This window comes from Ensifer adhaerens (genome assembly GCF_020035535.1).
Taxonomy (GTDB): Bacteria; Pseudomonadota; Alphaproteobacteria; order Rhizobiales; family Rhizobiaceae; genus Ensifer.
Map to the genome: position 1 here is coordinate 1,212,661 of NZ_CP083350.1, position 25,097 is coordinate 1,237,757.

Below are 25,097 nucleotides of genomic sequence, written 5' to 3' on the forward strand. Positions count from 1 at the left end.
AGCAGCGCGAACGTCATTAGCATTTTGGAGAAATTGCGAATGTTTGGATATGTTGCCGGGCTGCCGGCCTTTCTCGCCTATTTCGCCATCGGTTTAGCCGCCTATGCGATTTTTGCGAGGGTCTACACCCTGCTTACGCCCCACGAAGAGATCAAACTCATTCGATCGGGAAACCTCGCCGCGGTCACGGCTTTCCTGGGAGCCCTGATCGGGTTCAGCTTGCCGCTCTCTTCGGCTGCCGCCAACTCTGTGAGCGTTGTCGACTACATCATCTGGGCAATCATTGGCACAGTGATGCAAGTGCTCGCCTTTTTTATCGCGCGCTTCACGATGCCAAGCCTGCACGAGAAGATCACACAAGGTGACATGGCCGCGGGTCTCTGGGGCGGAGGAATTGCGTTTTCGATCGGCATCCTCAATGCCGCTTGCATGACCTATTGAGAGGGCACCCGATGCGCAGACGTTTGAGTGGCCGCACGCCTCCTGTCCTTGCCCTTGGCACTATTGCGGTTTCGAGCCTGGCGTTGGCGAGCTGCGGCGGCAAACTGCCGGTCGAGGATGTCATGTTTAGCTCCGTAGATCAGTGCGTGCAGGCCGGCATGGATGAGCAGGTGTGCCGGGCCGGCTACCAGGACGCCATGCGCGTCCATCTGGCTGGCGCTCCCCGGTTCGACCGCCTTGCGGCATGCGAGGCGGAATACGGTTGGGCGCAGTGCACGCAGGCGCGCGCGGCGGACGGCAGTGGAAGCGCGGGCAGTTTCTTCATCCCCTTTATGGCGGGATACCTGCTATCAACCGGGATCGAGAAAATTGACGACTACTATAAATACCGCCGCAAAGAAGAGGAGCAGGAAGGAAGTGGTGCCGGCTCCGGCAGTGGCAGCGGTGGTGGTGGACACTACGGCTCGTCGCCCATCTACAAAACACGCTCGGGCCAGACAGTGACAGCGGTGCCTGTTTCAGACAGCGGCTCGCAGAACGTTAGCGCATCTTCCAGATACAGCCTCAAGCCAGTCAATGTGAGCACACAAACAGTGGCGCGACGCGGTTTTGGCAGCCGTTCGTTCTCATTTGGTTTGGGCGGCTGACGTGCGACGGATCACACTCCCCGCCCGCCCGGACTGGCAGGACAAGGCACGAGCAGTCGGCTTTGGCTTCCACGAAATGTATGGCGAGCCTTACTGGCTCGACGATGCCGCATACGTGTTCACCCTTGAGCAGATAGAGACACAGATCGAGGGACCAAGCCAAGAGCTTCATGAAATGTGTGTCGAGCTCGTCGCAGATATCGTTACGAGCGACGAAATGCTGCACCGGCTGGCCATCCCGGAAGAGTTCAGAGATCTCGTTTGCACGTCCTGGCAACGCCGAGATCAGCACCTCTACGGCCGCTTCGATCTGGCGTACGACGGAAGAGGCCCGGCCAAGCTGCTCGAGTACAACGCGGATACGCCCACGTCGATATTCGAGTCCGCCTTCTTTCAATACAACTGGCTCACAGATCAGATGGCCAACGGCGTTTTGCCGCCTGACGCTGATCAGTTCAACTCTCTGCAGGAGTGCCTCATCGAGGCGTTCCAGGGGTTCAATCAGCGTTCCATTTTTCATTTCGCCGCAACCATGGACAATGATGAGGATCGCGGGACGACGGTTTATCTTATGGACTGTGCCGTGCAGGGAGGCCACCGGGTCGAGTTGCTCGATGTTCGTGACATTGGCGTAGATGCCAGTGGCCGGTTTACAGATTTGCAAAACCGCGTCATCGACCGCTGCTTCAAGCTCTATCCGTGGGAATTGATGCTGCGAGAGCCGTTTAGCTGCTACCTGCCGCATTCGGCATCTGTCTTCGTCGAGCCGGCCTGGAAAGCCGTCCTTTCGAACAAAGGCCTCCTCCCATTGCTTTGGGATCGCTATCCGAACCATCCAAATCTTCTGCCAAGCTTTTTCGCCGACGATGCCAGCGCCTGGCAACTTTCAGACTACGTTCGCAAGCCACTGCTTTCTCGTGAAGGCGAGAATGTGTCTGTCTATCGTGATGGTAAGGAATTCCTGTCCCTGGGAGGGAGCTACGGCGGGGAGGGGTTCGTCGTCCAAGCCTACGCGCCGCTTTTTCACAGTGACGCTGGCTACGCCGTTCTCGGAAGCTGGATAGTCGGTGATCGTGCTTGCGGCCTCGGCATTCGCGAGGATCGCACCTGTATCACCGCCAATCTGTCGCGGTTCGTACCCCACGTTATCTTGGACTGATCTGCTTGGAGCGTGACGGCGCAAGCTGGAGACGGACCATGTGCACGGCCGGTTGCGAGAATGTTCACTGCCTGGGCAAGCAGATCGCATAATATATCGACTGAAAGCTACAAGGGCCGAAGAGGCGTATGGCTCATGCGGTTGTCAGCAATCGACTATTGATACTTTTGATTGCCGAGTCGTTCTCGACCTCGACGGGGATCGTATCGAGCTCTGCACTCTCGGGCTCCAATATCCATTTTGACTACGATCGTGATGGTTTCGCCGAGAAAACGGGGCTGGGTTTCCGCCGACGATGGCATCTTGGTCATCGACGCCAATGGAAATGGATCAGTCGACGGCGCCAACAAGCTCTTTGGCTCGCCGTTGCAGGACGGCTTTGCCGTGCTTGAGACGTTCGACAGCAATCGCGACAGTAAGATTGACCAGAACGATGCGACGTTTGAGCAATTGCGCGTGTGGCGCGACCTGGACCAGGACGGGGTGTGTGACGAAGACGAGTATGACACTCACTGTGGTCGGCATCACCTCAATTTCGCTCAATCGGACCGATGATTACTCATTGGTATGCGATGCCGATGATCTCATCGATGCTGCTCAGGTTGCATTTCCGACTTACAGATTTTCGTAGAGGTTGGCTCATCCTATCAACGCCTTATTCATTTCTCTGAGAGCTGGTCGATGGTTCGTTGATAAATTAATATGAGTAATTAACTCTAGTATTGCTATCTGCACTATCTCGCGATAACGAGGCGGAGAGCTGACAAAGTAGGGTTAAGCGGCTTCGAAACCTTACGCTTTCCCAGCGATACCGATTGGGGACGCCGAAAGAGGTTGCCGCGTGAGCGCGAGCTTTACCGACATATTCCTGAGCAACCGAAAGGCGTTGATCTGGACGGCCATGAGGATCGTCGGAGACCATCAAGCTGCGGAGGATGTGACGCAGGAGGCCTACGTCCGTGTGAGTAAGGCCGTCGAAGGTGGCACTGTCGAGCACATCGAGGCGTTCCTTTTCCAGACGGCCCGCAACCTTGCTCTGAACTATAAGCGCAGCCGCCAGATCCGCGGAGCGGTGGAGCTAGATGATATCGCTGGCACGGATGTTGAAACGATTGCTTCCCCTTTACAAGAAGCCGAGATTATCCATCGCGAGCGCCTTCGGCTGCTGGAGGAGGCGGTCTCCCGACTGCCGGATCGGGCTCAGAGGGTCTGGATCCTCAGTAAGGTCGAGAAATGGTCCTATCCCAGGATAGCCGAGCATCTTGGCGTGTCTCCGAATACCGTATTCAATGACCTTAAAATGGCTCACGCCTACTGCATGGAAGCACTGGCTAACATCGACAGGGGTGACCGCTGATGGGTAAACCGAGTTATTTTGTGAGATTTCCCGGCGCCGACTGTCTCATGTATAAGACCGCCGATGCTGCCGGACCCGTGATGGGATGGAACTGAGTGGGACACGACCGATCAAATTCCGCTGGCGAGCAAGGCTTCGCCCATTCTGATCCCGTGATGGATGCCGCTTTGGATTGGTTTTTCCAGCTAAAAGGCGAGCCGGACAACAACGATCTCAAAATGAGGTTTGAGGCCTGGCGAGTTGCGAATAGCGTCAATGAACAGACATTCGATGCGGTCGCCGAAGCGTGGGCCATACCCGAGGCGGAAGAGGTTGCGCGGTCGCTCGCGGAGCGGATCAGGTCCGAAGAAATGCCTCAGCCGACTAACGTTGTCGAGCTGAAGCGGGCCAGCCGCGTTTTCCGGTCTTGGGTCGCTGCTGCGGCCGCGGTCATACTTTTAACGGTCGGGTACCAGCAGTATCCAGCGCTGCGGATACAGTGGGAGGCGGATTATGTTACAGCCGCCGGTGCGCAGCGGGAGGTCGTCTTGCCGGATGGATCGAAAGCTGTACTGAATACCGATACTGCCATTGCACTCGACTTCGAAGGGATCAAGCGGTCCGTTCGGCTTCTGAAGGGCGAAGCCTATTTTGATGTGGTTCACGATGCCTCCCGCCCGTTCGATGTCGCCGCCGCATTTTCGCAAGTAGAGGTCAAAGGCACCGCATTCTCAGTCCGGCGTGATGACGACAAGGACGCCGTCGCTCTTGAGCGCGGCCACGTCGAGGTGAGGAGCCTGTCGCATCCAGGAAAGAAGGTCGACCTCCAGCCAGGTCAGGCGATTGTCGCCTCGGCTTCGACCATTTCAGCGGTTCAGGCGATCGACAGTTCGGTGAGGTTTGCATGGCTGAAAGGCCAGATCGCCTTCCAGGATCAACCGTTCAAGACTGTGCTAAATGAACTTCAGCGATATTATGGCCACTCAGTTGTCCGCACCGGCACATCGTTTGATGACGTGAAGGTCAATGGGCGCTACCGCATCGATAATCCCGAGCTTGCTATCCGGTCTCTGGCGACAACGGTAGGTGCCTCGGTGACCCGCCTGCCGGGCGGAATTCTAATCCTTCGTTAATAGCTCAACTTTTTTTGTGAGATTACTCTTCGTCGCGTGTCCCAGTTACAGGGATCTCGTTTCAACAAATTTTCGGTCCCTGAACATTGCTGAGAGGGATACGGGAATGACGGGCAGGGCAACAGCGGGCGGTTCAGGACCGGGAGCTGTAACTCAACGGAAAAGTCAGCGGAAGTCGCGCAGGTTTTCGCTATTATTTCTATCGACGTTCCTGGGGACCATTGTCGCTGGAGGTTACACGACCGCGCTGGCGCAAGAGGCCAGAGAAACCCTTTCCTTCAATATCCCGGCTCAGCCTCTGGCGTCAGCATTGGCAACTTTCATGCGCGCCAGTGAGTGGGATGTCAGCTTCACATCCGACGCAGTCTCTGGCAAACGCTCGACGGTGGTCACAGGACTTATGTCGCCAGAGCAGGCGCTCAGAACTCTGCTCGCAGGAACCGGCGTGATCGTGCGCATGGCTGGTGCAAGGACCGCAGCACTGGTTGTCGCATCGTCGAACGGTAATGATGCGAGCAGTGGCGACACTACCACTTTGCAGCCAATTGTTGTTGCAGTTCAAGGTTCCACCACGGAAGGAACCGGCTCCTATACCACCGGCGAAATGAGCACGGCCACAGGGTTGGACTTGTCGATTAGGGAAACCCCGCAATCGGTGAGTGTCGTGTCCAGCGCACGCATGCGTGATAACGGCATGACTACGGTGGAAGATGCTCTTAGTAAGACAACAGGCATCACCGTGTTAGCCACCGGTGGCGAACGGAGCAACTATTTCTCACGAGGCTTCCAGGTCGACAACATCATGATGGATGGTGTGCCGATCGCGCACGATTCTGACACTCTCGGTTCCGCCTCACTGGCCATGTATGATCGCATTGAGGTGGTTCGCGGGGCGACAGGCCTTCTTGAAGGTGCAGGCAACCCTTCTGCCTCGATCAACCTGGTTCGCAAGCGTCCGACGGACACGCGCCAGATTTCGGTCACGGGCTCGGCCGGAAGTTGGGCAGACTACATGGGCATATTGGATGCCGGCGGTTCGCTCAATGCGGATGGTAGCCTGCGCGGGCGCTTCGTTACCTCACTTCAGGATGCCAATACATACACTCAGGATTACGAGCACAAGCGGCAGCTCTACTACGGAGTTCTTGAGGCTGATATTACCGACAACACCATGCTGACCTGCCACGGGTAATTTCCTCCAGATTGGATTAGAGTCCGGCCTGATTAAGGACGGACGCATGAAGAAGCAGAGATTTACGGAAGAGCAGATTATTGCGGTGCTGAAGGAGCAGGAGGCTGGCGCGAAGGTGGCTGAGCTCTGCCGCAAGCACGGGATTTCGGAAGCGACCTTTTATAACTGGAAAGCCAAATACGGCGGTATGGAGGTCTCCGAGGCGAAGCGTCTCAAGGCGCTCGAGGAGGAGAATGCTAAGCTGAAGAAGCTGTTGGCCGAGCAGATGCTGGACGCTGCCGCGCTCCGCGAGCTTCTGGCAAAAAAATGGTAGGGCCTGCCGCCAAGCGCGAAGCCGTCGCGCATCTGAAGACCGTGATGGGTCTTTCGGAACGGCGGGCCTGCCAGATCATATCCGCTGATCGGAAGATGGTGCGCTATCGGTCCTGCCGGCCGCCGGAGGTCGAACTGCGGGCAAGACTGCGCGACCTCGCCAACGAGCGACGGCGTTTCGGCTATCGGCGGCTGTTCGTCCTGCTCAAGCGAGACGGAGAGCCGTCCGGCGTCAATCGCATCTACCGGCTCTACCGCGAGGAAGGGCTGTCGGTCCGCAAGCGGAAAGCCAGACGGCGTGCCGTCGGCACGCGTGCGCCGATCCTGGTCGAAGCGAAGGCCAATGCCCGCTGGTCGCTGGATTTCGTCCACGACCAGTTTGCCTGCGGAAGGAGGTTTCGCGTGCTCAACATCGTCGATGACGTGACGCGCGAATGCCTGGCGGCAATCCCCGACACATCGATCTCCGGGCGTCGGGTCGCCCGCGAACTGACGGCGCTTATCGAACGGCGCGGCAAGCCCGGCATGATCGTCTCCGACCATGGCACGGAGTTCACGTCGAACGCGATCCTCGCCTGGTCAAAGGAGCACAAGGTCGAATGGCACTACATCGCGCCGGGAAAGCCGATGCAGAACGGCTACGTCGAATCCTTCAACGGCCGCATGCGCGACGAACTGCTGAACGAGAGCCTGTTCTTCGGTCTCGGCCACGCTCGCAGCGCCATTTCCGAATGGGCGGAGGATTACAACAATTTCCGGCCACACTCATCGCTCGGATATCAGACCCCGGCCAACTATGCCGGGACCATCGCCGCAACCGGCTCCAACGCTGCGCAAGATGAAGGCTACGCGTTTCCGCCGGTTGCTCCCACCGCGCCAAATGGCGTATCGAAAACCGCCGGGGCTCTAATCGCCGCTGGATGAAAGTTCAGTGGCAGGTCAATGCTGACTTTTGGTGGATACTATAACAGTGAGCGAAACCCGGGAGCCGACTGGAATGGTCTACCTGCTCGGCCTGATGGATCCTTCTACGATTTCGATCGTTCAGTTCGCTCGAGCCCATCCTGGACATATTGGGACAAGGAAAACTTTAATGTCTTCGGCGAGGTCAAACACGAGTTCGAAAACGACTGGGAATTGAACGTTAAGGGCAGCTATCTTGATACGAAACTGGATATGTTGGGCGCGTCTCTCTACCGCCTCGATCCTTCTGCGGATGAACTCCAGTACAATGTTGGGAAGTATTTCTATCACCACAAGCAGACAGCGCTGGATGCTAATCTCAAAGGCGATTTTGTCGCGTTCGGCCGCACCCATGAATTCTCCGTCGGCGCGAATTATCGCAAGAACAGGAGCGACGATGGCCCTGGCGGATGGCCGGCATCCTTCCCTTACCGGTTCGACCCTCTGAACTGGCAAAATTCCATCGATGCTCCCTATCCTGAGTTCAACTATCTTTGGTCCCTCCAGTCCGAGATCGTCAACTTTGGCGTTTACGGAACGACAAAGATCAACATTGCTGATCCACTCAACATCTTTCTTGGTGGGCGCCTAAGCTGGAACGATACTGAAACGCATTACCGTAGCGGCACCTACGAGGAGGCAACAGCCTTCAACGCGAAGGGCAAATTCACGCCTTACATTGCTGCGACCTTCGATATCACTGACAATCTGACCGTCTACGGCAGCATTACGGATATCTTCAAGCCTCAGAACTACCAGACGGCCGGCGGGGGTCTGATCGATCCTGTTGAAGGCACGAACTACGAGGTGGGCTTGAAGGGCGAGTTCATGGACGGCCGACTGAACGCTAGCGTGGCCGTGTTCCAGATCGACCAGACGAACCTTCCGCAACAGGTCGTCGGCAGCTGCGGTGGTCTTGACTGCTATACCGCCGCTGGCGAAGTTCGCAGCCGCGGCCTCGAAGTTGAGGTTTCTGGCGAGATCACTGACGGTTGGAATGTATTCGCTGGGTATACCTATGTGGATTCTCGTTATGTCGAGGGCTCATCCAGTGGCGCTGCGGGTTCACGCTATGGCCGCGATCTCCCGCAGAATACTCTGACGCTATCGACGATCTATACCTTATCTGGTGAGTGGGAGAATTGGCGTATTGGCGCTTCAGCCCGAGCACAGAGCAAGATCGAGGGGGATGTCGCAGGCGTCACCACAACCAAACAAGGTGGCTTTGGGACTGTCGATCTGATGGCCGCATACAATCCGAATGAAAAGACCGAATTCCGCCTAAACGTCTACAACGTTTTCGACAAATATTACTACAAGAGCGTCGGTTACACCGACAACGCCAACATCCTCGGGGCGCCGCGAAGCTTCATGCTGACCGGAACTTACAAATTCTAGCCGAATTGGCGGCCGTGAGGCCGCAGACTTCCCGTAAACGAGGATACTAACATGCGGACCAGCTTCGATGCACTGGCTTTTTTCCAGCAGGGACGATTGCTTCGGTGCGTTGCCATGCTTGTGTTTTGTGGGACCGCAATGGTGGCACCGAAAGACATTGGACGCGCCGAGGATAGCACTCACGTCGTCCGACATGCACTTGGTCAAACACGTATTGTGTCGCATCCGCAGCGTATCATGACATTAGGTTGGAGTGGTGAGGACGTCGTTCTTGCGCTGGGGCAGACACCGGTCGCAATGACAAGATATGGAGCATTCGCGAGCGGTATGTTTCCGTGGGTGGAGGAAAAATTTGCCGGACCTGCCCCCACCTTGCTGAGCGGAGACTTCGACTACGAGAAGATTGCCGCTTTGAAGCCGGATCTGATCCTTGGGGTTTATTCGGGCATAGACGAGCGGGCGTACAAGCGCCTCAGCGCCATTGCGCCCACCGTGGTGTATCGCAGTGGCCCCTGGAGCGCAGACTGGCACGAACAGACAACTATCATTGGAGAAACGCTGGGCAAGGCCAGAGAAGCCGAGGCGCTTATCGAAGGCACCGAAAAACAGCTGGGTGCCCTCGGTCAGACACATCCCGAGCTTGAGGGCAAAAGCTTCACTTTCGGGACCTATTTTCCCGGCAGCAATGGTATTGTCGTGTATTTGCCAAAGGATCCGCGGGTGGCGGCCCTGACCGGGCTCGGCTTGCTGCCTTCCGAAGGCGTAAGAGACCTGTCGAAGCGGGCGCCCGAAGAGACCTCCGTCTCGGTATCGCTTGAGGAGCTCTCGTCGATCGACGCTGACGTCTTCATCATGTGGTACGGCCCCGGTGCGCGTGCGGCAGCCGAAGCGCAGCCCCTGTTTAACATGCTGGGCGCGGTCAAGCGTGGCTCCTATGTGGCGCTGGAGGATCCGGTCGATGTGTGGTCGACGTCTGCCTTGAGCGTTCTATCAATCCCCTATGGTTTCCCCAGATTTGTGCCTCGCCTTGCCGAGGCCGCGGCTCATGCGAACGGACGATGACATGCCAGCGAATGCCGAAGCTCTTTCAGGTGCAGCCGACCACGACCATGACCACCACGATCCCTATTTCGAGGACTATTTTCTGGCCGAGACGACTTCGGTCGTGCGGCTGACACCGTCGATGATCCGTGTCGTGGTCAAGGTGGATGGCGGCGAACGCTTGCTGCCGAGCGGCCATCCGGACGAATGGGTGCGGCTTGCACTGAGTCCCGATGATGCCACGCCGGTGACGATCCCGGTCCTGATGGAGAACGGCAAGTGGGGGCGGCCGGATGGCTCGAAACACTGCCCGAACCGCCCCTACACGATCCGCCGCTGGGATGCCGAACGGTGCGAGATGGTAATCGACATCGTCGTCCATGAAGGCGGCGTCGCAGCCGGCTGGGCGATGAACGCGGCAGTCGGCGATGTGGTCGGCATCTGTAATCCCGAAGGCCGGTTCTGGATGCCGAAGGGTAGCGAGTGGCTGCTGATGCTGACCGATATTACCGGGCTTCCTGCCGTCGCTCGCGTGCTGGAAGAGCTGGCGGATGGTTTCAAAGTCATCGTGCATGTCGAAGTGCCGTCGGATGCGGACTGCCAGGACATCGGAACGGTGGCGGATGCCGACATCCACTGGCACGCCTGCCATGGGCCCAGAGACGAGCGGCCGGGTTACACCGAACTCTCCCGTATCGCTGGGGAGATCTCCTCTCTGCCCGATGGGCCGGGCTATATCTACATTGCAGGTGAAGCACGGGCTGTATCCGATTGCCGCAAGCATTTCCGCGATCGGCTCGGTTTCGACAAGGATCGGATCGACGCGATCGGCTATTGGATCGAAGGGCAGGCGCGGGTGTGACCGTGGCAGAAACAGCCGCGGCAGGCCGTGAGCGCTGTGGGAGGGCCAGGCAGGAACTGATCAAGTGGTCCGCGCTCGGCCTAGGTTGCCTGCTTCTCCTGGCCTTGTGCGTCACCAGTCTTTCGGTCGGCGTGCGTTCGATCCCTCTTTCGATGACTGTAGATGCACTGTTCGCCTATGATAACAGTCTTCCGGACCATATCATCGCTCATGACTACCGGCTGCCAAGGACGCTGCTCGGGCTGCTCTGCGGCTCGGCATTTGGCATCTCTGGTGCACTGATCCAGGCCGCCACCCGCAATCCCTTGGCCGATCCGGGTGTTTTGGGCGTGAATGCAGGGGCAGCGTTCTTCGTCACGCTTGCCGTCGGTGTTCTCGGCTGGCAGTCGATCGAGGCCTATATCTGGGCATCATTTGCCGGCGCCATCACCGTAACCGCGCTCGTATATGCACTCGGCGCCGCAGGCCGCGACGGTGCGACGCCGGTCAGGCTGGTGCTCTGCGGCGTTGCGATCTCGGCAGTGCTTGCCGGTATCGGTTCGTTGACCACCCTTTTCGATCCCCAGGCCTTCGATGCGTTGCGCATGTGGTCGATCGGTTCGATCGCCGGCCGCGACATGGCCGTTGTGCAGACCGTCGCGCCATTCGTCATGACGGGTCTGGTGATCGCGCTCCTTCTGGCCCGGTCGCTCAATGCCGTCGCGTTGGGCGATGATCTGGCAAGGACACTGGGCGGCAACCTGTTGAGAACCCGCATCCTCGCCGTCACCGCAATCACGCTGCTTGCCGGAGCGGCAACCGCTGGTGCCGGTCCAATCGCCTTTGTCGGACTGATGGTGCCGCATGTGATGCGCTGGCTTGTCGGCCCGGACCAGCGCTGGATCCTCGGCCTGACGATGATTTATGCCCCTTGTCTTCTTCTCACGGCCGATATTATCGGCCGTCTGGTGCTTTATCCGGGTGAACTGGAGACCGGCATCGTCACCGCCTTCGTCGGGGCGCCGGTGCTGATCCTGCTCGCGCGGCGCTCGAAGGCGAGCGGCTTGTGAAAGGACGTGCGGCAGACCATATGCCCGACCTTGCCCACCGGCCGGTCCTTCGCCTGTTCGGCGAGCGCCTGTCGCTCAGCATCGGAACGAGGAGCATTGCCGTTACGGTAATGCTGATGCTTGTCGCCTGCGGGATCGGGCTGATCTCGCTTATCAGCGGTAGCTATGATGTTCCACTCGCGGCTGTGGTCAACATATTGCTCGGGCATGGTCAGGCAGATGACGACATGGTGCGGATGATCATCATCGAATGGCGGCTGCCGAGGGTGGTGCTCGCCATCCTGCTGGGAGCAGCCCTTGGCATGAGCGGTGCGATCTTCCAGTCGCTGACGCGCAATCCGCTCGGCTCGCCCGACATTATCGGCTTCTCTGCAGGATCCTATACTGGCGCACTCATCGTCATTCTGCTGTTCTCCGGCGGGTATTACCAGACGGCGGCAGGTGCGCTTGCCGGTGGGATCGTCACTGCAGCCGTGGTGTATCTTCTGTCCTGGCGTCGCGGGGTGCAGGGCTTTCGGCTGATCATCGTCGGCATCGGTGTCGCTGCCATGCTGTCCGCCTTCAATGCCTGGATGATCCGCCAAGCGGATCTGCAGGTGGCGTTGTCTGCGGCAATCTGGGGCGCAGGCTCGCTCAACGTACTGGGGTTCGAGCAGCTGGTCCCGGTGATGATCGTGCTTCTGATCGTGATGCCGACAAGCTGTCTCTTCTCTCGATCCTTGCGGCAGTTGGAAATGGGTGACGATCTGGCCCGCGCCTCGGGTGTCAATGCCGGTCGTTCTCGTTTAGCCCTGATGGTACTCGGCGTGGCGCTGACGGCAGTCGTCACGGCGGCTGCCGGGCCGATCTCCTTCATCACGCTGGCAGCACCGCAGATCGCCCGAAGGCTGACCCGCTCGGCGGGTGTAGCACTCATCCCGTCGGCACTGATGGGCGGGCTTCTGCTGATTGCCGCCGATTGGGCCGCCCAGCATGCATTTGGCGTCCAGATTCCGATCGGCGTCATGACGGTCAGCATCGGTGGGATCTATTTTCTCTTCCTTCTGTTTCGCGAGGGTCGCAAATGACCAGCACAAGTTTTCCATCCATCTCAGACCGACTGCAGGCCGATGCGGTAACTCTGCGATATGACGAGCGGACGATCTCAAAGGATCTCTCGGTTTCGATTCCGGGCGGGTCATTCACCGTTATCGTGGGGCCTAATGCTTGTGGCAAGTCCACGCTACTCAGGGCGCTCTCGCGCCTGCTCTTCCCGTCTGAAGGCGCGGTCATCCTTGATGGCCACGATATTTATGCAATGGCGGCGAAGGAAGTTGCCCGTCGTCTCGGGCTTCTGCCGCAGAGTGCAACTGCACCGGACGGGATCACGGTTGCCGATCTGGTTGCCCGTGGACGCTATCCTCACCAGTCGTTCCTACGCCAATGGTCGTGGGCTGACGAGGAGGCTGTCGCGCGCGCGATGGCGGCGACCCGTGTGACGGACCTGTCCGATCGTCCGGTCGACGAACTGTCTGGCGGGCAGCGCCAGCGGGTCTGGGTTGCCATGGTGCTGGCGCAGGAGACACCGATCCTGCTCCTCGATGAGCCGACGACGTTTCTGGACATCGCCCATCAGATCGAGCTTCTCGATCTCCTGTCGGGCTTGAACGAGGAAGGTCGCACTATCGTCGCGGTGCTGCATGATCTCAACCATGCCTGCCGTTATGCCTCGAACCTCATCGCGATGAAGGCCGGAGTCATCGTTGCAAGCGGCCGACCGGACGAGATCGTCACGGCGGATATTGTCGCAACCGTCTTTAACCTGCCCGCGATCGTCATTCCCGATCCCGTAACCGGCACTCCGATGATCGTGCCCAAGACGCGGCGGCATAAGGAGCTCTTCCATGAGTGATCTGATCAAGCGCTTTGCGGCCTATTATCGCCCGCATCGCCGCCTGTTCGCTCTCGACTTTGGTAGCGCGGTTGGCGCCGGCATGCTGGAACTCGCGTTTCCGGTTGCCGTCACACTGTTCATCGACAGGCTTCTGCCGAGCAACCAGCTGGGGTTAATTGCTCTCGCTATCGCCGGGCTCTTTTTGATCTATCTGATCAATGCTGGCCTTCAGGTGGTGGTCACCTATTGGGGCCACGTGCTGGGTTTGAAGATCGAGACCGAGATGCGCAGGAAGGCTTTCGATCATCTCCAGATACTCTCCTTCGGCTTTTTCGACGAGCATAAGACGGGACATCTGGTGGCGCGGCTGACCAAGGATCTCGAAGAGATCGGGGAGGTCGCGCATCACGGACCAGAAGATCTGTTCATCGCGGTCATGACCCTGATCGGTGCCTTTCTGCTGATGCTATCGGTCCATGTGCCTCTTGCTGTCCTGACGGGCCTTATCGTTCCGATAACAGCTGTGGTCACAACGATCTACGGCAAGCGCATGACGACGACCTGGCACGCCCTCTATGGAAGGGTGGGGGAGTTCAACGCCCGTATCGAGGAGAATATCGGCGGTATCAGGGTGGTGCAGGCTTTTGCCAACGAGGAACATGAACGGACGCTGTTTGCCAGCAACAACCGCAACTATCTCGTTACCAAGCTAGAGGCCTACAGGGTCATGGCGGCTTCCATGTCACTCTCATACCTGTCGATGCGCTTCGTCCAAGTCGTGGTGATGCTGGCTGGCGCCTGGTATGTCACGCGTGGTGAACTGACCGCCGGTGGATTTGTCGGCTTCCTGCTTCTGGTCGGTGTTTTCTTCCGACCGATCGACAAGATCAATTCGATCATCGAGACCTATCCAAAAGGGATTGCAGGGTTCCAGCGCTATACGGAATTCCTTGATCGGCAGCCTGATATCAAAGGATCGGCCCGGTGCCAACGCCATCCAACGATTGAACGGACGCATTACCTATCGTGATGTCCATTTTGGCTACCGCGCCGGCATGCCGATATTCGCCGGCCTGAACCTGTCGATCGAGGCTGGGGAAACTGTTGCGTTCGTCGGCCCCTCTGGTGCAGGCAAGACGACGATCTGCGCTCTCCTGCCACGCTTTTACGAGGTGACCGGCGGCGCCATCAGCATCGATGGCATGGACATCAGAGATATCACCCTCAACAGCCTTCGCTCCAATATCGGCATCGTTCAGCAGGACGTCTTTCTGTTTGCCGGGACCATCAGGGAGAATATCGCCTATGGTCGCCTCGAAGCCAGCGAGAGCGCGATCATCGAGGCCGCACGCCGTGCCCGTATTGACGATGTTATTGCAGCCTTACCCGACGGTCTCGATACGGTGATCGGCGAGCGCGGGGTTAAACTGTCCGGCGGGCAAAAGCAGAGACTGGCGATTGCTCGCATCTTTTTGAAGAACCCGCCGATGCTGATCCTCGATGAGGCAACCTCCGCGCTTGACAGCGAAACGGAACGGGCCATCCAGCAATCACTCGCTGAACTTTCGCAGGGCCGCACGACGTTGGTCATTGCTCATCGACTGGCGACCATCATCAATGCTGATCGCATCGTCGTGGTCGAAGATGGACGTATCGTGGAGGAGGGAAGACATGGCGACCTTCTAATGAAGACCTCCGGACGATACCGCGCACTCCATGCCGCTCAGGACCAGAGCAACCTAGCGTGAGAAGGGGGAAGTGTATTCACAATCGAGGCGGCAGGCTAAATTCGTGGATCAAAATCACGGAGGATAAGTAGATGAGGCTGAAACGGGAGACCGAAGTGGCGATTGCGATTCTGGTCGCCTGTGCCAGGTCGAATGACTGCCGCCTGAAGACTGCGGATGCCGGAACCGACCCCAATAAGGGAATCTGGCGGGTAGCGCGCGGTAGCTGAGATCGAGCTGGCCTCGCCGGCTGGGTTGCCTCGAGGATGGGGTCCAAATGAAGCTAAGCGATTAACCCGTCAGACCTGATCACAATGTCCGGTGCCTATCGTTGGTGCATCCTTCTACCGTTTTCCCGGGATATGAACGATCGCTAGGGGGATGATCAAGCGAAGCAATGTTCGTTCGTTCGCTCGTCAGGCAGGAGTGTCCTTTGGTCAGTCTAGGCCAGGCGCTGAACGCCGCGGGACTGTCTTCCTCGGAGGGGAAGGTTCTCCTACGATCGAATCCGTCGCGACGGTTTAGTTCGCCGGGGCAAGCTAAATCGCGTCACGGCTGCCATGTTGCAGCATAACTGGAAATTGGCTCAGAATTTCGGCGGTGTGCTGCCGGCCTTGCGATAGGCGGCAATGACGGTGTTGGCCATCAGCATGGCGATGGTCATCGGCCCAACACCACCGGGAACCGGGGTGATGACCCCTGCTACCTCAGCAACCTCGCCGAAGGCAACGTCGCCGACGAGACGGGATTTGCTTTCGCCCTTTTCCGGTGCATCGATGCGGTTGATGCCGACGTCGATGACGGTCGCACCGGGTTTGACCCAATCGGCCTTCACCATTTCCGGACGGCCAACGGCGGCGACGAGGATATCGGCGTTGCGGCATACGGCAGGGAGATCCTTCGTGCGCGAATGCGCGGTCGTCACCGTCGCGTTGGCGGCGAGCAGCAGGGCCGACATCGGCTTGCCGAAGAGGTTCGAGCGGCCGACCACCACGGCGTTGAGGCCGGAGAGATCATCGCCATGGGTGCGGCGCACCAAAACCATGGCACCGGCCGGCGTGCAGGAGACGAGGCCGCCGTCGAGATCACCGGTCGCCACCTTGCCGGCATTGACGACATGCAGGCCGTCGACATCCTTCTCCGGCCTGATCGACTGGATGATCGGCTCGGAATTGAGGTGTTTTGGCAAAGGGAGCTGGACGAGGATGCCGTGGATGGTCTCGTCCGCATTCAGCCTCTCGACGAGAGCGGCCAGTTCTTCCTGCGTCGTCTGTTTCGGCAGGGTGTGCTGGATGGAGGTGAAACCACACTCCTTCGACATGCGGCTCTTGGCACCGACATAGGCATGGCTTGCCGGATCCTCGCCGACGATGACGACGGCGAGACCGGGCTTGACCCCGGCCTCGTTTTCCAGGGTCACGGTCGCGGCCTTCACGGCGTCAATCACGGAAGCGGCAACCTGCTTCCCGTCAATCGTCATAGCGCTCATCATTCAGCCCATCCGCTCGGATTTGTAGGAGCCCGGCGACGGCGGGAAGACGATGGTCTTGTTGCCGTTCATGAAGACGCGGTGATGGATATGGGCGTGTACGGCGCGGGAGAGAACCTGGCTCTCTACGTCTCGGCCGATCGAGACATAATCCTCTGAAGACTGCGCATGGGTGATGCGGGCGACGTCCTGCTCGATGATTGGACCCTCATCAAGGTCTTCCGTAACATAGTGCGCCGTCGCGCCGATCAGCTTCACACCGCGCTCGAAGGCCTGCTTGTAGGGGTTCGCACCCTTGAAGGACGGCAGGAACGAGTGATGGATGTTGATGATGCGGCCCGACATCTTCTTGCACACGGCATCCGACAGGACCTGCATGTAGCGGGCGAGAACGATGAGCTCGGCGCCGGACTGCTCGACCACTTCCATCAGGCGGGCTTCGGCTTGCGGCTTGTTCTCCTTCGTCACCTTGATGTGGTGGAAGGGGATGTCGTGGTTGACGATGACCTTCTGGTAATCGAAGTGGTTGGAGACGACGCCGACGATGTCGATCGGCAGGGCTCCGATCTTCCAGCGGTAGAGGAGGTCGTTGAGGCAGTGGCCGAAGCGCGAAACCATGAGCAGTACCTTCATGCGCTCGTGGCTGCTGTGGAACCGGTGGACCATTGCGAATTTCTTGGAAATCGGGGCGAAGCCGCTGTCGATCTCCTCCTGCGTCGCACCGCCTTCGCTGTTGAAGGTCAGGCGCATGAAGAACAGGCCGGTCTCCAAGTCGTCGAACTGCGAGGAATCTACAATGTTGCAGTTCTTCTCGGCCAGGTAACCGGTGATCGCGGCGACGATACCGCGGGTGGATTGGCAGGATACGGTCAGGACAAAGGTCTTCATTCATGGCCTCCGAGTTGAATTGCAGCCAAACCGTCACGGAAGGCTGTTCAGTCTGGTCTAAAAAACGGACGAGGGTTGCAGCGGTCGGATGTGGTTCAGCCGGCCAGCAATGTTTTTAAGCGGACATCGGGTGATGCCAGGGCGACCGGATCCGGCACCACCTTCGATGCTATCAGCCTTTCGGCGAGCTTGATGTCGCGAGCGATGGTAAGACCGCCACCGATCCCGCTGACGGCCACAAGAACGCCATCGGCGTTGAGGTGGAACAAGAGGAATGCGTCGCCATCGACGTCTCGACGAACTGTGGTTGCCGCGCCATCGGCAAGCCCAGCCACCTGAAGCGTCAGGTCGTATTGATCGCTCCAGAAATACGGGATCGAACTGATGGCTTCGTTGGCGCCCAACATGTTCCTTGCGGCCAGCGCTCCCTGGTCGCGGGCGTTACGCCAGGCTTCAAGGCGCACGCGGCGACCGCCATAGATCGGAAGAGGGAACGAACAGCAGTCGCCGGCGGCGAAAACGTTCGATGCGCTTGTTCTCAGTGTTTCGTCCACGGCAATGCCGTTGTCCACCTCGATGCCTGCAGCTTCGGCCAGGGCGATATTCGGCATCGCGCCGATACCCACCACGACGGTATCGACCGTGAATTCGGTTCCGTCGGCAAGACTGATTTCGACGCCGGTTTCGGTCTCGATCAGCGACGAGATACCTACCCCGCAACTCAGAACGACCCCCTCATGGAGGTGACGGGCCGAAATGACCGCGGCGATCGCCTCCGGGACGCCGCGCTGCAAAACGCGAGATTGCGCCTCGATGACAGTGACATCGCAACCACGCGTACGTGCGGTAGCGGCAAGTTCGAGGCCGATGAAACCCGCGCCGATGATTGCCAGGCGGCGCCCCGCACCAATGCTGGAGCGGATATCGACTGCATCGCCGAAGGTACGGAGGTATTTGACCCTTCCGTGGGCAAATTCCGATCCGGGAAGCCGGCGGGGACGGGCGCCGGTCGCAAGAAGCAGTTTTTCAAAGGAGATGCGATTGCCATCGCTCAGCGATAGATGGCTGTCCTCGAGGGAGATGGAGTCGACCATCACACCAAGGCGGACGTCGATTTTGGCATCACGATAGGCCTCGATGGGGGCAACAGGCTTGTGGCCAGCGCCATCAACGAGCGTAGTTTTCGACAGCGGCGGGCGCTCGTAGGGCAGATGGCTTTCATTGCCTATCAGCGTGACCGGCCCATCGTATCCGTTGCTGCGCAAGGCGAACGCAGCGCATGCGCCACACTCTCCCGCACCCAAGATAACCATTCCCGCGATGCTCATGTCAGGGCCCCCGTTAAGTTGGATCTCTGAGAAACGTTCATTTCAGCTTGCGCTCCGAGGGCTTACAGGGCGTGAGCGCGGCTATCCGTTCGAGGCGAACTCTTGCTCGCTCTTCATGTCCCGGCTAGAGCCGCCGGGACCTCGTCGGCAGGTGCCGAGAACGGTTGTTCAAGAATCGCGACGCGCTACCGTTCTCCAACGCCATTGAGGAACTTCTCGAACTCGGCGTCCGAAATCCCAACGCTGTGTTCGTCAGCCGGATAGGCGCCACTTCCCACGTCGACGCGGAACTCGCTAAACGCGGCAACCCGCTCGTCGTTGAGACGGTCGAATTCGGCCTTGAAATCTCGGTAAGCCTTGGCGTGACGCGGCAAGCGCGTGCGGCCGTAGCCGAGAACATCTTCCGCAAAGAGATACTGGACGTCGCCGCCTGAACCGGAACCGAGGCTGAAGTAAACCATCGAGGTGTTCTTCGCGAAAAACTCCGTTATTCGCGCCGGCACGACTTCAAGCTCGACCGCGAAGCATCCTGCTTCCTCCAGGCGCTTCAGCTGCTGCCACATCGCCAGGGCTTCCTCAGCGGACTTGCCGACCGCACGCCAACCGGTCCAGGTGATGTAGGACGGAACGAGGCCGACGTGTGCTACGATCGGAATATGATTGTCGCACATTGCCTTCTGTATCTCGAAGGAAGCAGCGCAATAGAAGCAATCCCCGCCGATGGCGGTGTACTTGTAAGCCGCTTCGAGAAAATGCTCGGCGGTGACGAGCAATTTTCCGTCGACGGTTCCCTTCGTCGGTGGTGTCAGGCCAATCTGCACGAAACATGCGCCGGCAGCTTCCCGCATCTCAGGTGTGAAGTCCTTGGCCTCTATGGAGAGAAGGTCAATTCCAGCGGCCGCAGCCGCGGCAGCCTCGTCCGTCGTGGTGACATACAGCATCGAGAGCTTTTCGCCCCGCTGCTTGCGTGCACGGATGTCCGCGACGTGCGGTCGTTTCTGTTTCAGGCTCATTGCGCTCCCTTTGCTGTTGTAACGCAGTCTCGATCAATCCACGCGCTGCAAGAAGGTCAGGGTCGACCCATTGCCCTCGACGAGCGGGGCGAGAGCGGCATTGAGAGTAGCGTTCTCGGGAGCTGATAAATGGGCCTGGAAGGCCACTTCATCGGCATAGATCTCGTAGACGACGAATTTTTCGCGCTGGCCATCGACGCGGTAGCAGACGAAAGCTTCGTTTCCGGGCTCGTTGCGGACGACATGACCGTAGTCGCGGAGCAATTCCTCGACCTTGTCGGCGGTTTCGAGACGCGCCGTAACCTCGGCGATTAGAATTTTCTGTTTGGCGGTGGTCATTGGAGCATCCTCAGACATCGATTTTGATGCGACCGTCTTCGACTTTCACAGCGTAGGTGCGCAGGTTTTCGCACGCCGGAGGCGTCTCGACCTCGCCAGTCGTGAAGTCGAAGATAGACGAGTGCTTCGGACACTCGACCGTATTCTCCATGACGAGCCCATCGGCGAGATGGATCTCCTCATGTGTGCAAAGCCCATCGGTGCAGTAATACTCGTTGCGATCGTTGCGGAAGATCGCAAAGGTCTTGCCGCCGTGATCGAAGCGACGTCCGCTTTCTTCCTCAAGGTCTTCTGCTTCGCAAACATCAATCCAAGGCATGGTCGTTCTCTTTCATTGAAACTTTGAAAATCAGCGCGCGAGCATCACTGCGATTTCGCCTTCAGGCGTTCCTTCTTTTCACGGAAACGGGTCTTCATCTGCTCGTCCGACTCCTTGGAGCCGTCGTGATAGGTGCCGAAGACCCGATCGAACGGGACGAGGCCGTCGCCGCCGTAGTTCACCTCGAAATACTTGTGGTGCAGGTAGTGCATGTAGGCGTGGGTGTCGAAGCCGCCTTCTTCGGTGGTCTCGACCTTGTCAAAGCCGACGTGTCCGGGAACAGCGCCGAAGCCGGCGAAATGCAGCTGATAGAGCGCGATGATCGGGTTCGACGGAATGATGAAGTGCCAGAAGACCGTGCCGAAATAGAGAAAATGCTCGATCGGGTGCATCGACAGCGAGGACCACGGGCTCGGATTGACCGAGTTATGGTGGACCGAGTGGACGTACTTGTAGAGCACCGGCACATGGATCAGGCGATGAATGCAGTAAAAGTGAAAATCGTGGATGATCGGCACAACGAGTGCGACCAGCGCGAGCCAGTAGGGATGCTCGGCAAAGTTCAGCCACGGAATGTAGCCGTTGGCGGATGCCGATAGCATCAAAACCTGCAGCGCTGTCCAGATCGGAACGCCGATCAGCAAGGAGCGCAACATGTTGTCGAGCGTCTGTTTCTGGAACCAGAAGACGTCGGACGGCTGATCTTCGGGGAATTTGTGATTGTACTTGAAGCGGGTTTCCTGTCGCCGGCGGATGTAGAGCGGCAACTCCCAAGCCTGATACCAGAGGAACGTCAGCACGACGTTGAGCGCCATCATTGTGAGCGGCCAGCCCCACGTCAAGTTCTGAAGAACCTCGGGAGCCGGGACGACGAGATACCAGTAGGCCAGGGCGGAGGCCATGAATAGGAGGTTGTACGGGAAGAAGTAGGCGGGCAGCCACTTCAGGACCTTCAAAGGCTTGGGAGGAAACAACCAAATCGGCGCGGGTTCCAGAAGCTTGTTCGGCGCCCAGTCTCCGCGCTTTGTGCGCGTTCCATATTTATTGTCGTCCATTACGGCCTCCCACAGTCGGTTCCGTCGAATGATCATGCGTCGAGCTGGTCGGGCCAGACGACTTCGAATGGCGGCAGGCCACACGAACCCATGCGTACGGATGCATGGAACGCTCGGACTGCCTTGTTTCCGGATGCGAAATCTGCGGGACCAGCGCTCCTCACGTCAGATCCTGCGTTGAGCGCTTTATCGCAATTTGCGTGCTGGCCGTCAATAAGTAAATCCACTGGCTTTACAAAGTAGCTTGCGATCGCTATCGGTTTGATTAATGTCGTTCTCCATGGCACAGACGTGGTGACGGTACGAAACTTCTGGTCGGCCGATGAAAATCTTGGTGGCGAGGAGCTGGATGGCGTAACGTCACCAACAACCTGGTCGCGGCCGTTTCCAATGGCGGTGCCCCAGAAAAACGTGAGCTCTCTTCGACGATGTCGGACGATAGTAACTATACAGATTTGATGGACGACGCCACGCGCCGCGGCGGCAACCAGGCGGGTGTCAGGCAATACAATGAGCGCCTGATCATGGCCCTTGTCCGAGAGGCGGGTGCGCTCTCGAAGGCCGAGATTGCTCGAATTACCCGGCTTTCGTCCATGACGGTGACCACCATCGTCAACAAGCTTCTGGAGGAAGGCCTCGTTCGCAAGAAAGAGGTGATCCGCGGGCGCATGGGCCAGCCTTCGACACCGATAGAGCTTGCGCCGGACGGAGCGATTTCGATCGGGATGAAAATCGGCAGGCGCTCTCTCGATCTTCTTGCACTCTCCTTCGATCGAAGCGTGGTCGTGAAAAAGACCGTCTCCTACGATGCGCTTGATTCCGGAAAATTTTCGGGTCTGATCGGCGAGGCTTTCGATCGCCTCTTTGAAAGCTTGTCCGATCTGCAGCGCTCCCGACTGGTCGGTGTCGGGGTCGCCGCGCCGACGGCCATCGAAGCAGGGGAGGCGGTGATCGGCGACCCTGGCGGAAGCGTGCCGCGCTTGCGAGAGAAGGAACTGATCGGGCAAGTCGAAAAGGCATCCGGGCTGAGTGCTGTCGTGCTCAACGATGCGACTGCAGCCTGCCTTGCGGAGATAGACTTCAGCCGCGACCAGCGAAATCGGTCGATGATCTATTTCTATGTCAGCACGCTTATCGGCGGCGGTGTGGTCCTTGAGGGAAACCTGATTACCGGACGAACCGGCAATGCCGGCGCCGTCAACGCCGTTCCGCTCGGCATTTCCGGTGGCGCGAAATCCGGCCCGCCGGCACAGTTGATCGAGGCCGCTTCGCTCAATCGGCTGGAGACGATCGCTGAGCGGCAGGGCGTTCCCATAGGCGTTTTCCGAGAGGATGGAGGCCCTGCCTCGGCCCTCGACGAAGCCGCCTGGGCCTGCTTTGACGAATGGTGCGACCTTGCTGGAGATGCCCTGGCGCACGCCGCGATCTCAGGGACAAGCTTCATCGAGGCAGAAAGCGTCGTGATCGACGGCGTGCTTCACCGCGTCCTTCTCGACCGGCTGATCGCGCGGATCGGTGAACGGATTCCTCGCTACAATCTCGAAGGGATCAATCTGCCCGAGTTTCGTGCGGGCTCCATCGGCTTTGATGCGCGCGCTCTCGGTGCGGCTCTGGTTCCCATGTATGAGCAGTTTGCGCCGGACAATAGGGTTGTGCTCAAACGATAGCGGTGGCCTTAGTGGCCTTGGCATGACAACGTAGTCAGTTCCAGTGATATTTCGGCGAATTGTCTCAACTGACTGGCCATTTCCAAATTGTGACTACGTTGACATAATTCCGCTTCTGAGCTATCCATGGCGCGATATATGGCGCGAGTTCTCGCCGACCATCGTCCGCCGCCCCATCTCGCCGAGGAACCTATGACGATCCAATTGACGCCGGAAAACCTGTCGAAGCTGGGCGAGAGGGTTCAGATCCCCAACTACAACGCAAAGCAGCTCCGCGCGGGGATCCTGCATTTTGGGGTTGGAAACTTTCATCGGGCGCATCAGGCGGTCTATCTCGACGATCTCTTCAATGCGGGCGTAGACCAGGATTGGGCAATCGTCGGCGCCAGTGTGCGTAGCGCCGACGGGGAAATCCGTGAAAAGCTGAAAGCGCAGGACTGGTTGACCACAGTCGTTGAGCAGGAGACGTTCGGATCGGCCGCGCGAGTAACCGCATCCATGATCGACTATCTCGAAATCGGAGACACGGCCTCGATCATCAAGTGCCTCGTGGCGCCCGGCATACGCATCGTCTCGCTCACCATCACGGAGGGCGGCTATTTCATCGATCCGGCGACGCAGCGCCTCGACGCCGGTCACCCCGATATCGTCAAGGACGTGGAGGATCGGCTGGCCAATCCCCAGACGACGTTCGGCCTCATCCTTGCCGGCCTGAAGCGTAGGCGGGAGGCTGGCATGCTGCCGTTCACCATCATGAGCTGCGACAATATTCCCGGTAACGGCCATGTCGCCCAGCAGGTCGTGGTTGGGCTGGCAGAGCTGATCGATGCCGAATTCGCAGAGTGGATTCGAGGAAACGTCGCTTTTCCGAACAGCATGGTCGACCGCATAACGCCGCTGACAAGCAATCGCGAGCGAAAGCTGCTCGAGGAGAGCTACGGCATTTCAGACAACTGGCCGGTGTTTTGCGAGAGCTACAGGCAATGGGTTCTGGAAGACAACTTCCCTGCCGGACGCCCGGCTCTTGAGAACGTGGGTGTGCAGTTCGTTTCGGACGTCGTTCCGTTCGAACTCATGAAGATCCGCATTCTCAATGGTGGAGGCGCGATCGTCGGCTATCCGGCAGCGTTGCTCGATATCCACTTCGTTCATGAAGCCATGCAGCATCCGCTGATCAACGGGTTCTTCCGCAAGGTCGAGCACGACGAGATCATCCCGGTCGTGCCGCCGGTCCCCGAAACGAACCTGAACGAGTATTACGAGCTGGTAGACCGGCGTTTCTCCAACCCGAAGATCGGCGACACGATCACTCGCTTTTGCCACGACGGGACCAACAGGCAGCCGAAGTTCATCTTGCCGACAGTTGCAGACCGCCTGAAAGCCGGTGCAAGCGTGGACGGTCTCGCTCTCGTCTCGGCGTTCTGGTGCCGGTACTGCTACGGGGCGACTGACAGGGGCGCGCCGATTGCTGCCAACGATCCAAACTGGGATCGCCTCCAGGACTTCGCGCGACGTGCGCGCAACTCTGCGGGCGCCTGGCTCGAAATGACGGACATCTTCGGCGACCTGCGTCGAAACGACCGCTATGTCGCTGCTTTCAAATCAGGCCTGGAGAGCATCTGGTCCAACGGCACGAAGGCAACGCTCGAAGCCTATCTCAGCCGCTGAGTCGACAAGTGAAGCCGGCAGCTCACAGCTCCCCAGTTCACAACTGCTCCGGATCGATTGCCGCGCATTGGCCGCTGTTGGGGAGATGGCGGGACATATGTGAGGAAGTGGCGGCGTTGCTCGTGCTTTTGTGCGGCAACGTGGTTCATCGGCCGTTTTTCGGTGCGCCTGACCTTTCTCAGTAGGAAATCCGATTCC

Annotated in this window: 23 protein-coding genes and 1 pseudogene; 17 read left to right on the forward strand and 7 right to left on the reverse strand. The window is 58.7% G+C overall.

Going from position 1 to position 25,097, the window contains the following annotated elements; all coding sequences use genetic code 11:
- The first annotated feature begins 39 nt into the window (after window positions 1–39).
- The 15 genes and pseudogenes from LAC81_RS25895 to LAC81_RS25965 all read left to right on the forward strand — a co-directional run bounded on the left by LAC81_RS25895 (window position 40) and on the right by LAC81_RS25965 (window position 15,154).
- Window positions 40–441 carry a DUF350 domain-containing protein gene (locus LAC81_RS25895; protein WP_223730324.1) on the forward strand — a complete coding sequence of 134 codons (402 nt, stop codon included), beginning with the start codon at window positions 40–42 and terminating at the stop codon, window positions 439–441.
- Window positions 442–452: 11 nt separating this feature from the next.
- Window positions 453–1,088: a DUF1190 domain-containing protein gene (locus LAC81_RS25900; protein WP_223729995.1), complete on the forward strand. Its 636-nt coding sequence runs from the start codon at window positions 453–455 to the stop codon at window positions 1,086–1,088.
- A gap of 1 nt (window position 1,089) precedes the next feature.
- On the forward strand, window positions 1,090–2,247 hold the full coding sequence (locus LAC81_RS25905; RefSeq protein ID WP_223729996.1) for a glutathionylspermidine synthase family protein: 1,158 nt from the start codon (window positions 1,090–1,092) through the stop codon (window positions 2,245–2,247).
- 303 nt (window positions 2,248–2,550) lie between these two features.
- A complete protein-coding gene (locus LAC81_RS25910) occupies window positions 2,551–2,802 on the forward strand; it encodes a hypothetical protein (RefSeq protein ID WP_223729997.1) in 252 nt (83 codons plus the stop codon).
- Between the two features lie 286 nt (window positions 2,803–3,088).
- Window positions 3,089–3,604, forward strand: a complete 516-nt coding sequence (locus tag LAC81_RS25915; RefSeq protein ID WP_223729998.1) for an RNA polymerase sigma factor — start codon at window positions 3,089–3,091, stop codon at window positions 3,602–3,604.
- 95 nt (window positions 3,605–3,699) lie between these two features.
- The gene (locus LAC81_RS25920) at window positions 3,700–4,716 is read left to right on the forward strand and encodes a FecR family protein (protein ID WP_223729999.1); all 1,017 of its coding nucleotides are present in this window, start codon (window positions 3,700–3,702) and stop codon (window positions 4,714–4,716) included.
- Between the two features lie 106 nt (window positions 4,717–4,822).
- Window positions 4,823–5,908: a TonB-dependent receptor plug domain-containing protein gene (locus LAC81_RS25925; protein ID WP_223730000.1), complete on the forward strand. Its 1,086-nt coding sequence runs from the start codon at window positions 4,823–4,825 to the stop codon at window positions 5,906–5,908.
- Window positions 5,909–5,954: 46 nt separating this feature from the next.
- Window positions 5,955–7,144 (forward strand): IS3 family transposase gene (locus LAC81_RS25930; protein ID WP_223725348.1). Its coding sequence is split into 2 segments (ribosomal slippage): window positions 5,955–6,207 and window positions 6,207–7,144, totalling 1,191 coding nucleotides; the frame shifts between segments, so codons are not numbered across the junction.
- 18 nt (window positions 7,145–7,162) lie between these two features.
- Complete coding sequence (locus LAC81_RS25935; protein ID WP_223730001.1) at window positions 7,163–8,581, forward strand: TonB-dependent siderophore receptor; 1,419 nt, start codon at window positions 7,163–7,165, stop codon at window positions 8,579–8,581.
- Between the two features lie 51 nt (window positions 8,582–8,632).
- Complete coding sequence (locus LAC81_RS25940) at window positions 8,633–9,643, forward strand: iron-siderophore ABC transporter substrate-binding protein (protein WP_223730002.1); 1,011 nt, start codon at window positions 8,633–8,635, stop codon at window positions 9,641–9,643.
- A 1-nt stretch (window position 9,644) separates the two neighbouring features.
- Entirely contained in the window at window positions 9,645–10,484 is an 840-nt protein-coding gene (locus LAC81_RS25945; protein WP_223730003.1) for a siderophore-interacting protein, read from the forward strand.
- 2 nt (window positions 10,485–10,486) lie between these two features.
- Complete coding sequence (locus LAC81_RS25950; RefSeq protein WP_223730004.1) at window positions 10,487–11,533, forward strand: FecCD family ABC transporter permease; 1,047 nt, start codon at window positions 10,487–10,489, stop codon at window positions 11,531–11,533.
- 20 nt (window positions 11,534–11,553) lie between these two features.
- A complete protein-coding gene (locus tag LAC81_RS25955; RefSeq protein WP_223730005.1) occupies window positions 11,554–12,600 on the forward strand; it encodes a FecCD family ABC transporter permease in 1,047 nt (348 codons plus the stop codon).
- Window positions 12,597–13,424: an ABC transporter ATP-binding protein gene (locus tag LAC81_RS25960; protein WP_223730006.1), complete on the forward strand. Its 828-nt coding sequence runs from the start codon at window positions 12,597–12,599 to the stop codon at window positions 13,422–13,424. Before LAC81_RS25955 ends, LAC81_RS25960 begins: the two co-directional genes overlap by 4 nt.
- Before the next feature lies 1 nt (window position 13,425).
- Window positions 13,426–15,154 (forward strand): annotated as a pseudogene (locus tag LAC81_RS25965) (ABC transporter ATP-binding protein).
- 565 nt (window positions 15,155–15,719) lie between these two features.
- Here the strand turns inward: LAC81_RS25965 and folD are convergent.
- From folD to LAC81_RS26000, 7 genes are all read right to left on the reverse strand, one after another.
- Complete coding sequence (folD, locus tag LAC81_RS25970; protein ID WP_223730007.1) at window positions 15,720–16,613, reverse strand: bifunctional methylenetetrahydrofolate dehydrogenase/methenyltetrahydrofolate cyclohydrolase FolD; 894 nt, start codon at window positions 16,611–16,613, stop codon at window positions 15,720–15,722.
- Between the two features lie 12 nt (window positions 16,614–16,625).
- Window positions 16,626–17,510: a formyltetrahydrofolate deformylase gene (gene purU, locus LAC81_RS25975; RefSeq protein ID WP_223730008.1), complete on the reverse strand. Its 885-nt coding sequence runs from the start codon at window positions 17,508–17,510 to the stop codon at window positions 16,626–16,628.
- A gap of 95 nt (window positions 17,511–17,605) precedes the next feature.
- The gene (locus tag LAC81_RS25980; protein WP_223730325.1) at window positions 17,606–18,832 is read right to left on the reverse strand and encodes an NAD(P)/FAD-dependent oxidoreductase; all 1,227 of its coding nucleotides are present in this window, start codon (window positions 18,830–18,832) and stop codon (window positions 17,606–17,608) included.
- A 191-nt stretch (window positions 18,833–19,023) separates the two neighbouring features.
- Entirely contained in the window at window positions 19,024–19,851 is an 828-nt protein-coding gene (locus LAC81_RS25985; protein ID WP_223730009.1) for a 3-methyl-2-oxobutanoate hydroxymethyltransferase, read from the reverse strand.
- A 33-nt stretch (window positions 19,852–19,884) separates the two neighbouring features.
- On the reverse strand, window positions 19,885–20,190 hold the full coding sequence (locus tag LAC81_RS25990; protein ID WP_223730010.1) for a putative quinol monooxygenase: 306 nt from the start codon (window positions 20,188–20,190) through the stop codon (window positions 19,885–19,887).
- Window positions 20,191–20,200: 10 nt separating this feature from the next.
- Window positions 20,201–20,509, reverse strand: coding sequence for a MocE family 2Fe-2S type ferredoxin (locus tag LAC81_RS25995; RefSeq protein WP_223730011.1), 309 nt, complete (start codon window positions 20,507–20,509; stop codon window positions 20,201–20,203).
- Between the two features lie 44 nt (window positions 20,510–20,553).
- Window positions 20,554–21,564, reverse strand: a complete 1,011-nt coding sequence (locus LAC81_RS26000; RefSeq protein WP_223730012.1) for a sterol desaturase family protein — start codon at window positions 21,562–21,564, stop codon at window positions 20,554–20,556.
- Window positions 21,565–21,992: 428 nt separating this feature from the next.
- Here LAC81_RS26000 and LAC81_RS26005 point away from each other — a divergent pair, with 428 nt between their 5' ends.
- Together LAC81_RS26005 and LAC81_RS26010 are read left to right on the forward strand one after the other, a co-directional pair.
- Window positions 21,993–23,231, forward strand: coding sequence for an ROK family transcriptional regulator (locus tag LAC81_RS26005; RefSeq protein WP_223730013.1), 1,239 nt, complete (start codon window positions 21,993–21,995; stop codon window positions 23,229–23,231).
- 192 nt (window positions 23,232–23,423) lie between these two features.
- A complete protein-coding gene (locus LAC81_RS26010) occupies window positions 23,424–24,899 on the forward strand; it encodes a mannitol dehydrogenase family protein (protein WP_223730014.1) in 1,476 nt (491 codons plus the stop codon).
- Window positions 24,900–25,097: the final 198 nt, after the last annotated feature.